At 28.4% G+C, this 18146-nt stretch carries 2 protein-coding genes (1 of these 2 cut by a window edge); both read left to right on the top strand.

Features of this window, described 5'->3' with window-relative positions:
- The first annotated feature begins 36 nt into the window (after window positions 1–36).
- The gene (locus ABNK64_RS06760; protein WP_349763892.1) at window positions 37–3960 is read left to right on the top strand and encodes an outer membrane protein; all 3924 of its coding nucleotides are present in this window, start codon (window positions 37–39) and stop codon (window positions 3958–3960) included.
- 30 nt (window positions 3961–3990) lie between these two features.
- Window positions 3991–18146: the start of a hypothetical protein gene (locus ABNK64_RS06755; protein ID WP_349763891.1), read on the top strand. The gene runs 15988 nt beyond the window's last position; only the first 14156 of its 30144 coding nucleotides appear in the window; the start codon lies at window positions 3991–3993; the stop codon falls past the right edge of the window.

Below are 18146 nucleotides of genomic sequence, written 5' to 3'. Positions count from 1 at the left end.
TAGGTTTTTTTAAAAAATAATTGTTGGAGGAAATAAATGAGAGATTGGCAAAGAAAAATGCTAAAAATTCTTATGTTTGTTGTATTAATTGTATTAACTTTGAAAAAATGTGTACCTGGAAAAAAAGATGTTGAAATTGAGGAAGAAAAAAACAAAAAAGTAGCAATTTTAGAGGAAAAAAGTAAAAAATCAGTAGAGGGTAAAAAGAGTAAAAGAGAGAAAAAAATCTTAATAGTAAAAAAAGATAAAACTCCTGAAACAGAAAATAATGAATCTGAAGATGTTGAAGAGGAGATAGTATTAGAATCTGAAGAGGAAATTTTTATTGAAGAGAAAAAATTTCAAGAGCCTGTAATAGTGGAAGAGATGGATATTCTATTTCAACAGGGAGAAGAGGTAGAGAGTGAGACTGGAGAGAAGAGAGGAAAGATTCTAGCTAGTTTGGATCCTATTACTGTAAAACCAAAATTGAATATTGTTGGAAATAGAGAGATTGGAACGGAAAAAATATATTTTTACATATATTCTAACTATCTGAAATATATAAAAGATGGAGAGATAGAGATATTTGGAGATAAGCAAGGAAGAGAAAAATTAGGAAGTATAGTTTTAAATGAGGTAAAGTTAAATGATAGATACGAGATTAGCTTAAATAAAAAATATAGCAAATTAGAGGACATCTATTACAAACTAAGTGTCAAAGATAAAAATGGAAAAAAAGATGAAACTGAAATCAAGGAATTAAAAGTAAAGAAAATAGATGAGAATGAAACAGATGAACAGTTGATAGAGAGTATATATGATACTTCTAGTTTGAGAGTTCATCATATACCCATAGATTTCTATAAGATAAGATTTTATGGAAAGGGATTTGAAGAGAATAATAAAATAGTACTTGATGATCAAGAGATAAGTATTGATGAGACGGGGAATTTTGTGTATGAGACATACTATTTTCCTGGTGAATATGACTTTGAATTCAAGGTTTATGAAGTTAATGAGTATGATATAGGAAAAGTTGTTAGAACAGCAGAGGAGATACAAAGTGGAGAACATTTAGCTAAGGATTCTGAGGTTGAAATAGATTCTAAAAAGCAAGATAAAGTAGTAATAAGAGAAAAAGATGGTGTGACAATAAAAATAGATGGAGATAAAAAAATAGAGGAGATCTATCTCTACTCATATAAAGTTCCAATGAAGATAGATGAAAATTACCACTTCATAGTAGGTATAGCAGATGTAAAAATAGGAAGAAATAAGGTAGAGAAAGAGAGTGAACTATTATTACAAAATTCAGAGTATGATGAAGGAATGTTCAATGAGGGAAGATTAGCATTCTATACAAGAAATAGAGTTGGGAAATACAATATAGTTGCACAGATGGATACTGAAAATCAAGAGTTAAAACATATTTTTGATGGGTTAGGAAAAAGAGATAATAGAGAGATATTCAAAGATATGAAGAGAGAGGATAAGGGGTATACATTTGGTGATGATTCATATTCAATGATGGATGTGGAGAGTCAAGGACAATTCTATTTGAGAGTTGAGTGGGATAAAAACAAAGCTATGTGGGGGAACTATAGTTCTACAATTGATAATGGGGAGTATGTGAATTACTCTAAATCTCTATATGGAGCACAATTTATTGGAGCTAGTCAAGATGTGACTAGCTATAATGAGGATAAATATTCTGGAACAGTTTTCTTTTCTAATCCAGAAACACTGTCTGAATATAATATTTTCTTAGCTACTGGTGGAAGTCTTTACTATTTAAGAAATAGAGATTTAGTAGAGGGTAGTGAAGAGGTAACAATAGAGATTATTAACCAAAGAACAGGACAGAAGGTAAAGGAGATTGGACTGTCTGAAGGTGATGACTATGCAATAAATAATATCCAAGGTAGAATTATTCTTAATCAGCCTCTGTTCCAATATGGATATAAAGAGCTGGGAGATGTTATAAAGGATAATCCTATTAGTGACTATAAAACATACTTGAAAGTTCAGTATGAGTATTATGATAGAAATGGACTGTATAGTTCAGATTATACTACTGGTGGAAGCGGAAAATACTGGATAAATGATAATGTACAAATAGGTGGAGCTTATGTAAAAAGTACAGAGTTAGATGAGAGTTATGAATTAAAAGGTTTGAGTGGAGTATTGAGAAAGAGTGAAAATACATATATTGAATGGGAATATGCTCAAAGCAAAGGTAGAAAAATAGGTAAGGGAGCTTACTCATCAACTGGTGGACTTAATTTTAAAGATATAAACTACATAGATAAAGATGAAGAGAACAAAGATGAGAATTTTGATAATAGTGGAGATGCTTATCAAATAAAAGGAGTACTCTCTTTAAATGAGTTAAGTAGTAAATTTACACAAGGTTCTATGGCAGAGTTTTGGTACAATAAAAAAGATGGTGGCTTTTCAGTAGATTCCCTTGATGATGGAAGTACGGATACTGAATATGGATTAAAAAGTGACTATATTGTCAATGAGAGACTAGTTTTAAGTGCTGAATTTACTAGGACAGAATCGAAAGATGATGGAGAGAAAGATGTAGAGCAAGAGGTTAGTGTTCAAGGAACTTATGCAGTAAATGATAAGATGTCAGTTGCTGTAGCTGTTAGAAGTAGTAACAATAGTGAAGAGGGAGATGATACTTCATCAAATTCAAATGATCACAATTCAGGTGGACACTTTACAGAAAAAGGTTATGAATCTGATGGTATTGGAAAAAGTGTAGATGTAGGAGTAACAGTGAATTATCAATTTACTGAAAATACAAGCGGATATGTTGGAGTTCAAAAAGCACTTAGTACAGATAAAATAGATACTAATGATGTTATGGGAAATATAGGAGGAACTACAAAAATATCAGATAAACTATCAATAACAGGAGATTATTCGGCAGGAAATGAGGAGAGTGCTGGAGTACTTCAATTAGCTTATGCTGTATCTGAATCATATGAAACATATTTAAATTTAGAGCAGGAGAGAATGTATGACGGTACAAGTAATGAGGTAGCATTTGGACAAAAGGTATTGATAGGGGATAAATATGAAATTTTCCAAGAGAATCAACTGAATAAAGATAGAGATGCTGGGAAAGAGATAACTCAAGTATATGGACTGAATATCAACCTTACCAAAGAATTGAGAGTAGGAATTGGATATGAGCAGGGTGATTTGGATGAAGAGGATGGAAAGAGTAAGAGAAACTCTGTAAGTACTAATCTATACTATGATGATAGGAAAAAGTGGAAGTATAATAACCGTTTAGAGATGATAAAGGATAAAGGAACAGAGGATTATACTATAGAGTGGTTGACAGTAAATGATGTGAGATATAAGTACAATGAAGAGTGGACAGCAGTTGGAAAGCTAGATTTTTCAATAACTGAAGATAAAATAAATGGTGGTTATGATTCCAAGTTTATGGAGTTGGGAATAGGAGGAGCTTATCGTCCTATTTGGAATGATAGATTGAATATGCTTTGGAAATATAGCTATATCTATGATCTAAATGGAGTAGATGAGGATAGTGATTACTCATTTGGAGATTTAGATGAAAGATCAAATATCTTCTCAATAGATGCTATATATTCATTTACTAAGAAATTGGATATAGGTGGAAAATGGGCATATAAGAAGGCAGAGATGAAAGCTGCTAATGATGAGAGTGAATGGTTTAGTGCTGAAACATCTCTATATGCAGTGAGTTTAAGCTATAACTTTTATAAAAATTGGAGAGTATCTGGAGAATACCATTGGTTAGTATCAGACCTTAACAATGATAAAAAAGAGGGAATTATGGCTGGAATTGACTACGATATTCATAAAAATTTAAGAATAGGAGTAGGATATAACTTTACAGACTTTAGTGATGATCTAAGATATGATGACTATAGAGCAAGAGGAGTGTATGTTAATATAGTCGGTAGATTCTAGAGGAAGGTAAAAAATTCAAAGGGGAGAAATATGAGTAAATATTTTAAAATATTAAAAAATAAATTTTTATTTATAATGTTTATTATAGTATTAGCTATGCTTGGTTCTACAAGTATAGCTAATGCTAAAACAAATAAAAACACAGATACTCAAGCTAAGAGTATTTGGTTTTTGAATTATCCCGGGAGCAGTATAGGGGATAAAGGTGTAGCCATAGTACCTGGTGGAGACGATAAAAAAGAGTGGTATGCTTTTGATGATAAGGTTTATCAAGGAAATAAAAATTTATCATTAAAGCCTAAAGATGAAAATAATTATTATTATCTTGAAACTGGAAAAGATAAAAAAGGAAAAATTTTATCTCAATTAAGTGGAAGATTAGAAAAAGATAAAAAATACAATATAAAAATGTGGTATGCAAATTCAGGAAATGTTAATGTTAGAATTTATTTAACAAAATCAATTCCTGAGGGCAGAAAAATAACTGATGAGTTTTATAATAATTCTCAAGAAATAGGAGAAATAAAAGGAAATACAGGATTAAATTGGAAATTTTTAAATTTAGAATTTATTTCAGAATATAATTTGGAAAGAGGTTATATATTATTTGTTCCTTATTTTCCAGAAGGTCTTCCAGAACCAAGAGAAGAAAGTATTTTTGCAATAGATCAAGCTCATATGAATGTCATAGAAAAAGCGATTGAAGTTATAGATAATGGTATGAGATACCCAGGAACAAATTATAGACAGACATATGGAATGGCAGATGGGAAAGTAGTAAAAGATGAAACTGCAAAAATAAAAGTAAAATTAAGAAATAAATTTGATGGAATATGGAAAGGTAAAGAAATAGTAACAGTAAACTTTAAAGACTATGGAGTAAAAACACCAGAGGGAGTAAGAGTTGAGTGGTACTATGAAGGATCAGAAAGTGAAAAAAGACCTTTAGTAGACAAAGAAAAAATAGATGTAGAAATGAATGAAGCAGAAGGTAAGGCAGTAATAACTTCCACAGGAGAATTAAAAAGTGGAAAAATTTATGAAATTACTTTTAATGTAAAATATAATGGAACAGCAAAAGTAAAATATCATCCAGTTATAAATGGAATATGTAGAGTTGCTGGGACTGATGGTGAATTTAGTGAAAAAAATATATTAGAGAAATCTTTTATAGAAGAAGTAGATTTAAGTGAATTAGATTCAGAAAATAATATTCCTAAACAAAAAAATGAAATAATTGGTGAGCATAATATTATTGAGATTGATATTATGAATAATGGTCAAATACAAAAGGTACCAGTAAAATTAGGAATAGAAATTTCAAATGAAGAAAAACATAAAAATAGCGGAACAGAAAATGACAATGGTTGGATAGTAAAAAATGAAGGAGTAAAAAACCAAGAAGGTTTTTTTGCTAAATATTTTGGAAGAATATTAAAAATAGGAAAACAATTAAATCCTAATGAGAGAGAATTATTTTTAGGTTCTAATGAAATTATAATACAAGCTAGTCATGAAGGGTATGTTGGTGGTTTTGCTGAATTAGGTGTAGGAACAGGAAATAATGTAAAATATCAATGGGAAAGAGTATTTATAGAAAAAGTTAAAAGTGGAGAAAATAAAATATCATTTAAAATTCCTGATAAAGCAGATACAATAAGAGGTTTTATTTTAAAATACTCTTTAAAACAAAGTGACTCAGGAATATTTACTGCTAATAGTAATAGTGGAGAGATAGAAAACTACATTATTAAACCAAAACAAATATTTTCAGGAAATATACTTAAAATAGAAGATAAAGGTGTAAAGTTAGCAATAAATGATCAGAATAAAGATGTTATCTTTGGTGAAAATGATAAGATTTATTCATATGGTGAAAAAGTTATAGTAGAGTTAGAGCTAGAAAATAAGCAGAATGCAGATATAATTGGTAAGGAAATAACTTTTATCAGTAATATGATTGAGCTTAAGACAACAGAATTTGAAGTAATGTTAGATGGACAAAAAACTGATAATAACTTGACAAGAATAAGTCCAAAAGCAGGGTTACCAGGTGCTTATGAATTATATGTTGCAAGTCTTCCAAAAGGGAAAAAAATTAATGTAAAAATTAATGGGTTACTTCTTTTAGAGGAATTTAAAGAAGATAATGGAAATGATTGGAAATTAAAAGCTGAACTTTTTGAGGGAGCAACTCAACTAGGAAGTACTTTTAAAGGAAATATAGGAAATAGAGATTTTGGAAATAACTTACAAAATAAATATAATATTCACAATGAAGTAAGACATTACCAATTAGGAAATGTAAATTCTAAAAACAACACAAAAATAGGTTTAATGTTTTTAGGAGAAAAATTTAATGCTAGTAATATAATAGAAAAAGATCCGGATGCAACAAATGATGGTCTAATTTTACCTAAGTATGAGGGAACATTACAAAAATATGAAGGTAAAAACATAATAATCTCTGGAGAAAAAAATAAAGTATATGTTGGTAAAGAGGATAGTGGAGAAATACCAACAGCATGGCTAAGTTTTTTTATAAATATGAAAGAAGTTTGGCATAAAGATACAACAGATTCAGTTTATACTGTAGATTTAAAAAGAAATCCAACACCTAATGGAAGTTGGGGAAATAAAGATATTCCAGCTGATATACTGGGAAAAATAAAAGGAAAAGATAAATTCTGGATAGATGTAACAGGACCGGAAACAGATGAGGTTGTAAGAAGAACATTTAGAGCAAGAATATCTGGAGAAGAAAAAGAAACAAGAACCCCTACAATCACTGCTAGTATGGGAGAAGTAGAGGACTATGAAGTTTATGTATTTCCAGCCTTTGTTCCAGAAATTACAATGAGTTATTTGGGTGTAGATTTATCTAGAATAAATGAAGGTAAAAATGAAAATGCAACAAATGAAAAAGTAGATGAAGAAAATGCACCAGAATATAGAAAAGTAAATTTTGGTGGTGAGTTAGAGTATAGAGTAAAAATAGAAAATATAACAAATCACCAATCAGAGCCAAAAAGTATAATACTTAGAACAAAAATGGGAACATTAGTTTCTAGAGAAAAAGGAAATATAGAAGCTGAACAGGTAAAAAATAAAAATCAAACAGAAAAAGAACCTTATAGTGATATAACTATAACACCATATAGTGATAAAGATACTCCAAGTGGTTATAGAGATTACAGAATAAGTATAGGAAATATAAAAGGTGGACATCATCTAAATATAAAATTTAATGTAAAAATAGATAGAGAATATAGAGAAAGTTTAAAACCAGAACAAGAAATAGACAGATGGAAACCAATAGATGAATTTTATGTTATGAACTCTCAAGGAAAGAAGAAAATAAAAGTAGTAGAGTATAAAACATTAAAAAGAAATTATGGTTCACAAGAATTATCAAAAAATATTTTACTTGATGATGCTAGACATTATGAATTAGAAGTTGGAAAAAAAGTAGTTAAATTAGGAACAGATATAAAATATGCTCCTGCTTCTTTTTCTAGTGTTCAAAAAAGTGAAGATGGAATAGAATTTCCAAAAGATGAGGATAATTTAGAAAAGAATGTAATATTCTTAGAAGCTAAGAATATTTTAAAAGGAAGTTTTTCTTATAATGACAAAGGTTATATTAATATTTGGATAGCAGATGCAACACCTTTAAAACCAGAAGGAAATAATATAAATAATAAAAATGCTAAAGATTTAACTTGGAAAAATTTATTTGAAGAGTCAAAAAGTGTAAGAGAATTTAATTTAAAAGATGGTAAAAGAGAAATTTTAGTTGATACTACTGGAAAAGATATTAAGCATGGAGTTCCTTATATAGTTAGGGTAAGATATTCTTTAGATAAAGAAGAAGTAAAGAAAATAGATGGTTATTCTTTAATGGGAGAAGTAGAAGACTACTTAGTATATGGAAGTCACCCTATTGTTTGGAAGGTTAGTCAAACAGGATTAGGAATTCCTATCAATGAAAAAATATCTTTTGGGGCTAATGACGATAAATTAAGTCATAAAGAAGTGGTGGAGTATAAAGTAACTTTTAAAAATAGATCTCAAACTCCAACATCTCCAGCTGATTTATTTTATATAAGTTCAAAAGGTGAATATATAAAAGATTCTATAACAGAAACAAATTTAATAGAAAATGAAACTTCTAAAAAAGCAACAATAGTATGGAATGAAACTAATAAAAATTATGAATTAAAAGTTGGAAATGTTGAGCCTACTAAAGAAAAAGATGTAACTTTTAGAGTTAAGTTTATTAAAGATGAGAGAAATAAAAAAGTTCTTGAAAGTTTTAAAGATAAATTTGAAAGAAATAAAAAGTTTGAAAATCCAGATTATCTAAGATCAAACTATGGTTTATTAGATCCACTTAGTAAGTATAATAACTATGAATATAAAAGATTAGAGAGTGCTGGATTCCACTATGAAGTAAATCCTAATTTAGAAGGAATAAAAGGCCCAGTAAGATTAGGAAAAGAGATATTCTATGAAAATGAAAAGATAATAAATGATGGAGTTGCATTCCCTAAAAAACAACTTAAAACTAATGGAAAAGAAGAAGATGTTTTATATTGGGGAAAAGATAAAAATGGAAATAATGTAAAAACTCCATTAACAATAACTCCTACATATGATGGATATGTAACAGTATGGATTGAAAATAATAAAAGAAAAATAAGTGAAGGAAAGTCAGTTCCTGTAAAAAAAGGGGAAGCTAATCAAGTTTGGGTTCAAGTACCTACTAATGAATATTCTGTTAATAGTAGCCAAAATATAAGAGTGAGATATTCTCCTTTAGAAGATGATGTTGAAAGTTATGACCAAGTTTCAGCTTTAGGAGAAGTAGAAGATTATCTAAATATTAAATTAGTATCTCCAATAAAAGTAACTAATTTAGAGGTTGAGGATTTAGGAGTAGATTTAGACGGGGATTTTATAACAACAAATGATGTAAAAGAAGCTAATGATAAAATAGTAAAGTATCATGAAAGAGTAAGATATACAATAACAGTAGAAAATAAATCTAACTCAGCTGTACTATTAGAAGATGTAAGACTTGAAACTAATATGGGAACTTACATTGAAAATAGTTTAAAAGTTTTAAATGAACAACCTAGTGTAACAAGAGGAATGTCATTAGAACAAAAGTATAATGGAATAAATATATATATTCCTAAAGATATAGAAGTATCTAATACAGAACCATTAACTTATAGTTTTGAAGTGTTAGAAAATAGAGAGGATTTTTATCAAGATTATAATAATGATCCTAATGAATGGAGAAATAGAGATCAAATATTACAAGATGGTGTAGTTTATTATAATATCTTAGATAAAGACGAAAGAATTAATAGAGGTATGAAAAATACTGTATTAAATAGATATTATGGAACAGCAGCACCTGATTATAAAGATTCTATTTATGAAAGTTACAGATGGGAAAATTATAAAAAAGCAGCTAGACATTATCAATTAGATATGCAAGATGGAAAAGGTAATGCTAAGTTAGGAAATTCTATTGGTTCTTTTGATAATAAAATATCAGAATATCATTATAGATCAAATTATAGTGATTATTGGGTTCCTACTTTAAAATTAGGTGATGGAGTTTACTTTGATAAAGGTGTTGTAAATGGAGCAACAAAAAATATAGTTGTTTCAGATGCAACAACAGAATTAAAATTAAATAATGTTTCACATGATGGATATGTAACAGTATGGGTATCAAAATATTATAACGGGGATCAGTATATATATTCTCCAAATAATGTAACTTGGGAAAATGTTACTGTTGGAGAATCAGGTGAGAAAGTAGCAAAAGTAAAAAGTGGAAAAGACCAAAAAGTTCAAATAAAAATAAATGGAATAGTTGGAAAAGATGCCTATATAAGAGTAAGATATTCTCCAAGAAAATTAGATGTAGTAAAAGCAACAGATAGTAAAAATGGAGAAGGGGCAGTAACAGGAGAGACAGAAGATTATACAGTTTATGGAGTAGCTGCTTTAGAAACAAGTTTTAACCATTATGGAAAAAAAGATCATGAAAAATTAGGGATAACTTTTAATAATACTCCAGATGGAACTCAAAATCATAAAGGTAAAGAAGGACAATATTATTTTGGTGAAGATATAAGTTATAAAATAATTATTAGAAATACAAGTATTGAACCTTTAGAAAATAAAGAGATAATATTTATAACTGAAATGGCTGACTGGAATAATGAATATGAAATTTGGTCTGGAAAAATGGTTGAAGGATCAAAAAATGAGTTTATACCTGAAAGTAAAATTTATAATAATAAAGTAAATATAAAAAAGGAAAGAATTTCTGAATCATATTATTCAGATTATAAAGATTATTATAAGTATACTTTAAATGTAACTAGACTAGAAGGAAATGAAGCTATTGAATTAAGAATGAAGATGAAAATAAGAGATACTCTTATAAAAAGATATGAAAATTCTAATTCAGATAATACAACTTCACATCATTATAGAAAAGGTAAAGAAGAACTTTCTATTGTAGGTATAATAAAAGATTCTGCTCTATTAGAAATAGGGGAAACAGATTATGAAGATAGTATATTAGGATCAGTTAGTTATTCTAATCCAGATTCTAAAACAAGACATAATATGATTGTTTTAGAGATGGTTCTAAATAATAATAAAATAAATACAGATCTAACAAAAGAATATTTTTCATATATTAGACCAAAACGTTATTACTCACCAAGTACAGACTTAAATGAAACATTAAAAGATGACTATAACTTAGAAAATAGTGATTTAAGAAAAGCAAATGGAAAAATAGAAGATAAATATTTAAAATTAGAACCAGCAATAGCACCAAAAGGAACAGTAGGTTCTAATCCTTTTGCTACTGGAGAATATACTCTTTTCCAAAAATCAAAAAATACAATAAAAGTATATGCTAGTCATAAAGGTTATGTTTCAGTAGCTTTAATGCCTTTAGAAGCAAGAAGAAGTGGTTGTCAAAGTATAAGTCATGATTGGAATATATCTTCAAAAGAATGGAATAATAAAGATATTATTTTCCTTCCACCTCAAGAAGTTCATGTTGGTGATAATGAGATAACTCTTGATTTAACAAATAAAGATTATTGGATTAAAGAAGATATTACAAAAAAGGGTAAATATGAACGTTTTATATCATCAGAAACAGGAGTTTTAAGAATAAGATATGCTTTAACTCAAGAAGAAGTTAACAGTCCAACAGGAAGAGCATACTCTGGAGAAACAGAAGAATATAAAATAAATCATTTCTTAATGCCAGTAGTAGCAGATTTTAAAGAAAAGTTCCATGAAGATGAAGGGCTAAAAGTAGATGGTAAAGTAATAGGTAAAAATGACAAAATACTAACTATTGGAGAAAAATTTAAAACAAAAATAGATATAGAAAATAAAACATCTACAAGTCAAGATAGATTAAAAATAACTTTAGGAACTTCTATGAGTACAGTTCAAAAAGTTAAATTAGATGGAAATGACCTTACATTTAGAAAAACAAGAGAATATGATTCAAGTGATTATAAAAGTCTTAGTGGAGAGTGTGGTGTTTCTAGTTGGTGGAATTATGATTTTAGTCCAGTAAGAGATCAATATAAAGGAAATACTTTTGTAGAGTATGAAATAGATTTACCAGAATTAAAAGCAGGACAAAAAGGTATTTTAACAGTTGAAGCCACTGTTGATAATAAGATTACTAATAATTTTAATCAAAAAGAAGCTAATATAATGCAATATGTACTTTTTGATAAGAGAACAATAGCTTTTAATGATATATACACATTAAAGTATGATATGGGTGGTATTCATAAGATAGCAAGTGAAACAGAAGAAGAAGACAGTGTAAAACATTTTGAATTTAAAGAAAATGATGACTATATGTATTTAGGACAGAAACCTAAAGTATCTTGGGATTCTGAAACAGATACAGAGATAGAAACAGGGGATAAAAAAGAAGATGAAGGAATTTTAGATTTCAAAAAATATAGATTAAATCTAGAAGGAGATTTAATAAATAAAAATGTTCTTAATTTAGACTCTATAAATACTTTAAATATAAATGTAAAAAGAAAGGGATACATTACCCTATGGACAAATGTGGGTAAAAATAATAAATGGGTAAGTCTTTCAAAAGATAAAAAAGATGAAACTCAAACACCTATTATGTATCCAGTTAAAGCTGGAAAAAATGAAATAAGTTTCTATTTTAAAAGCTATCAGTTTGAAAAATTAGAAGAAATAAAAGAGGAAAATAAAGAAGAATTTTTAAATAATAAAATTCTTAGAGTTAGATATTCACCAAGACAAGAGGATATAAAAACATATAACAAATATTCAGCAATGGGAGAAGTAGAAGATTATCTTTATTATATTATGCCTCCAAATGAAGTCGTATTTGAAAGTTGGAGAGATAAAGGGGTGGAAACTGATATTGAAAACCCAAATAGCAAAGATAAAAATAAAATCTTTGGTGCTGATGATTGTTTATGGGTTCCTGGTGAAGTAATTAATCAAGTTATAACAATATCAAATATAACAAAAACAAATTTAGAAGAAACATCAGCAGATGTATTAAATAGAAGTAAAATAAAATTTGTTTCAAATGTAGGAGATGTTGATTTATCTAAATGGAATGTAAAATTATTTGTAAATAATTCAGAAACTCCATTAAAAGATTCAAAAGATAGAGTTACAGTAAATGGAAGTGATGGAGTATACTATTTCCAATTTAACAAACTTGATGGATTAGAAAATTTAAAAATAGATTTTGATTTTATTGCAAAAAGAGAAAGTAAAACAGGATTTATAGAAAATGAAGTATATATATTAGAACGTTTACAAGATAAGATTGGTTTTGAAGATGAAGAAGTAACTCCACAATTTATAGAGATAGGTCATCACAAGAAAAAAATAGGACATGATATGGATGGTGGACTTGCTGGTTGGCATTATAAAGTAAAAGAGATACCTCATTTGGGAGAAAAAATCACTTTTGACGGAATGAATAGTCGTAGAAATGGAGAAGAAATCGGAAAAGGTGATAATGATGGTATTTTAAAAATTAATGGACAACCTTTAACTTCAAATGCAACTGAATTATCATTAGCAACAGAAGTAAGCAATAGTTTAACGTTTAAAGCTACTCACAATGGATTTATACAAGCTTGGCTAGAAATAAGAAACCCAGATAATACAATAGACTATATACATTATCCATTATTTATTGAAAATAAAAATGGAAGTGAAGTAGAGGCTAAAGCTGTTTCAATTAATGCAAATGAAGAAAAAACAATAGATTTTATATTACCAAATGAGTATAAAGGCTATAAATTCCATGATGATAATGCTTCAAATGGACAGACTCCAAATCCAAAAAATCAAAAAATATTAAAGATAAGATATGGACAGATAGAAAAACAAGTAAATAGTTTCTTTGAAGAGCAACCAGCAATAGGAACATCAGAATATGTTGTAAATATAGGAAGTACAGGAGAGGCAGAAGATCATTATATTAATTTAATTGATTCAATAGATACTTATTTTGCTGGCTATGAAGAACTAGGAGTTGAAGTAGAGGATATAGATAAAAAAGGTGTAAAAATTTATGGAGTAAATGATAAAAATGTCAACTATGGTGAAAGAGTAAGACAAAGTATTATCATTGAAAATAGAGGGCACCAATCTTTAACATCAGCTGTACTAGATAATAAAAGGGTAAAATTTATATCAAATAATGGAATATTTGAATTAAGTCAAGATGGAAATATAGATAGCAGTAGATTAAATTTAGAAGTTTTTTTAAACGAAAAGAATGTTACTTCTGAAAATTATATAATTGTTGAAAAAAATCCATCAAATGAAAAAGAATATTTCTTTAAGGTAATAAAAGATATTCCAGCTAAAGGAAAATTAAAATTAAAATTTAATTATTTTGTAAAACAAGATAATGATGATCAGGTTATAAATGAATTACATTATATAAATTGTTATAATGATGTAAATGGTAAGCAAGAAGATTATCATAAAGCTTCAACTAATAAAGCTAGAGATAAACAAGAACTAGAAAAAAATAATTATCCTTTAATGAATAAAGATATGGATAATACAGGTTTTGTAAGACATTTTAAAACTGAAAAAGAAGAAGTAAGATTAGGTTCAATTATCACTTATAAAAATGGCTTTAGTGGTGAACTTCTATCAGCTACAACAAATGATGGAGTAGTAATAAAAAATATAGTTACATATATAGATACAAAGGCAGGAGATACAAAAGGAAAACCTACATTGTTTACAGGTGAATGGAATGATGTAATAGTAAAACCTAGTGAAAAAGGATATGTAACTTTCTGGCTAGATAATGAATGGAAGAGTACAACTCCACCTTATCAAGAGGTTAAAACTCCTATTCAACTACCAGCAAGAAAAACTAATACAGATAATGGTGATAATTTACAGCCATTATTAGTAGGAACAGATGAACAAATAGAGGTATTGATCCCTGATGGAGTTTATAGAAATATAAACAACAATGAAGCAAGTGGAACTTTAACAGTTAGATATTCTCTTGTAAAAGATGAGATTACTGATTTGAAAAAACTTTCAAGAGTTGGAGAGGTTGAAGAATATCAAGTAAGAGTAATGCCACCAATAGAGGCTAGATTCTTATCACCTTTAGACTATGGAATAAAATTAAATTCATCTGCAGAAGAACATGCTGGAGAGAGTGTAAGTGCTCTTGACAATATTTTAAGTATGAGGGAGTTGTTTGATGAAAGAATTCAATTTAAAAATTTACATAATAAAACAACTAAACCACAAAAAATTGTTGTAGGAAGTAATGTTGCTATTCTATCAACTGATTTTTATAAACAAGGAATTGATGTTCAATTTGAAGAGGGAAATATATCAGGAGAAAATAAAATTCAAAATTCAGTATTAACTAATGACTTAACTTTAACAACAAATTTAGTTCTAGAAGGAAATAAAGAAGCAGTTGTTAAAATAAAAAGACAAGTTGATGATAGTAAAGAAAAAGAATTTTATGCATATAGTGATGATAGAAGATGGAGAGTTTATGATACCCTTGAAATAGGTAATACAGGACAAAATATTTTAGCAGGATATTTTGCAAATAGTAACTCTTATTGGAATGAAACAATAGGATTTGACAAGAAAAAAGTAGATTTAAAAGGAATAGACAGACAACATAACTATAAAGAACATTCTACTGATGTCCAACCAGTTTATAATATAATGGCAAGAGATTATGAAAATGACTATACATATCATGATTATCATTATACTTCATCAGAATATCAAGATTGGTATAGAGATGATAATACTGGAGCAAGAGCTTATATGGTTAAAAGAATTGGAAATAATAAGGAGTATTCAAGTCTTGGAGAAACAATAAAAGCTCAAGAAAAACCAAAACATCAAACAAATACTTGGGATAATGATATGAGGGATACAGATGATGATGGAGTTGCTATAAATCCAGAAACAGACAAGATTATAACTGTTGAAAATCCAAAATTATACAATAGAGCAAATAATAAACTTGTAATAAGATCAACAGAAGATGGTTATGTAAGTATTTGGATTTGGACAAGAGATCATGGTCCTTGGTCAAGTTATTATGGATACATTGGACAATATGCTAAATGGGATTTAGATGATAAAGGACGTTCAATATATGAATACTCAAATCCAGAAAATGGAAAATTAGGAGAGGCATACCCTACAATTACAAACGCTAATGGAGTAGATATTCCAATAAATCAGGGATATAAAGAAAAAATATTTAAAGTTAAAAAAGGACAAGCAAACGAGATTGAATTTTATTCAAGACAACTAGAAAGTCGTACAGTTGTAAGAATTAAATTTAGTTTGGAAAGAGATGATGAAGGTCATAAATCTCCAACTGCATTTATAAGAGCAGGAGAGATAGAAGATTATAAAGTAAATGAAAATGGAGATATATTTGAATTACAAAAAGTAAGTATAGATGAAATAGGAAATGAATATAAAGATGAAAATGAAACAATTATCTATGAAAAAGATAATAAAGGACAAAATATTGAGAAATCTTTATCATGGAAAGAGAAGTTTAATTACAGAATTCAAATAAAAAATCATTCTCCAGCAAGAAACTTTATAAAATTATCAAATAGTACTTCATATAGTGAAACTGATAAAGAAAAAATAGTTGATGTTGAAAAAGACAAAGCTAATATTTCAAAAGCTACTTTAAAAATTGAAAGTGCTAATAATACTGGTGGACAAAATAACAAAGATACAGTAATAAGTATTGGGAATGTTCCTCCTAGTTATAATACTGATGATGGAGTTGTAGATATAATATACAAAGCTCAGGTAATTGAAGAAAATGATTTAAGAAATGAGTGGGCAACAGGTACTTATGGTGGATATTATATCTGGAGAACACAAGAATTTTGGTGGCATGGTTATGGTGAACTTATGTGGTACAATAACCCAAGTGAAAGGCCAGAAAGCAAATATAATTTATATTTAGAAGAAAAGATGTTTAAAGAAAAAGATGCTATTGTAAAAGCAGAGCATTGGGAAAATCATCCAGCTAATAAATATTATTATAGATTCTTAGGACAAGGAGATTCTTGGACAGGTTCAGCAAATAATCAACTGGTAGATCACAGTAAAAATAATCCAGATGAAAGACAAACTGCTAGAAATTATGGATTAGGTCTTGTTGATGATGTAAGTACAAAAACAGAAGCTAGACATTATATGGCTAGAGATGAACAAGGTCATGTAATGAAAATAGGAAATAAAATAGAATTTGAAGATAAAATTTCTAGAGAAAAAGTAATAGAAGATGAAAGAATAACTCCAGATGGACTAACTATTCATTATTCTCAAGATAATACTCCAGGATATAGACAGCTATTTACAGGTGTAAGAAACCAAATTAGTTTAAATGTAAGTCATCCAGGTTATGTTTCATTCTTTATAAATGATGGAAACGACGAAGAAAATAGATATAATTATCCAGAAGCTAGTACAGGAAATTGGGGAAGAAATGGAAAAAATACAATGTTAGTGGCTAGAATATTACCAAATGATACTCCAGATCCAAAACCTGATTCTAAGAGCTTAAAAGAAATAGCTACTCCAATAAAAGTGAAAAAAGGAGAGAATAAAATAGAAATAGCTGTTCCAGAATATCCAGAAGGAACAAGAATTTTAAGAATAAGATATGCAGCAGATCCTGAAGAAATAAAAACTCCTCTTGGACCAGCTTCAACAGGAGAAGTTCAAGATAATGCAGTATACTTAAGACCTTTAGCTACTGGATTTAAGTTCCCTAAAGATTTAGGAGTATATAGTGAATATAATCCAGAAAAGAGATTAGGAGCTGAAGATAATTTATATCAATACAAAGAATTATATAGTACACAATTTACTATGCAAAATACATCATCTGCTTTTAATCATGAAAATTCAACAGCAGTTTTAGAAACAAATATATCTCAAATATATGACACAGAATTGAGAACACAATTAAACATAAGTGCTGATGCAAAGAATTTCCCTTATTATTATGAAATATACAGGGAAATAGTTCCTGAAGGAGATGTGGATAAACAACAACTTATCGTTAGATCAGATGGTTCAAGAGGAACAACTGAAATTACAGAACAAGATGTAAAAGATAAAACTCCTAAAATAACTAAAGAAGTTAGTAATAAGCCAGGTGAAAGTAAGTATAAATATACAATAACAATACCTAAAATGTTACCAAATGAGAGAATTAGAGTAAAACTTTGGATGTTAATAACAGATGAAGATTTAGGAAATAAACTTAATGATAAGTGGAGAGTTGTAAATAAACTTAAGATTAACCAAGATATTCAAACAGATCAAGTGTTTGAAGTTATGGAAAGAGATTATGGAAATGGTTATTTAGTAGAAGATAAAACTTCTTCATACTTAACTGAAACAAGAAACTATTTATTATATAGTGATGATAAAAATAAATCTAAAGTAGTTGCTTTAGCAAGTGATTTAACTACAGAGTATTCTCCTATTGAATTTCCAGATATTCATGTTGATGAAGGTAGAGAGTCTGGAGTTGCATTTAAAGAAACAACAAC

This window comes from Fusobacterium sp. SYSU M8D902, assembly GCF_040199715.1.
Lineage (GTDB): Bacteria > Fusobacteriota > Fusobacteriia > Fusobacteriales > Fusobacteriaceae > Fusobacterium_A.
This window is presented reverse-complemented; position numbering and strand designations above follow the sequence as displayed.

Excerpts from the sequence above, each read along its gene's own strand:
- ABNK64_RS06760 (WP_349763892.1), top strand. The coding sequence starts at position 37 with ATGAGAGATTGGCAAAGAAAAATGCTAAAAATTCTTATGTTTGTTGTA.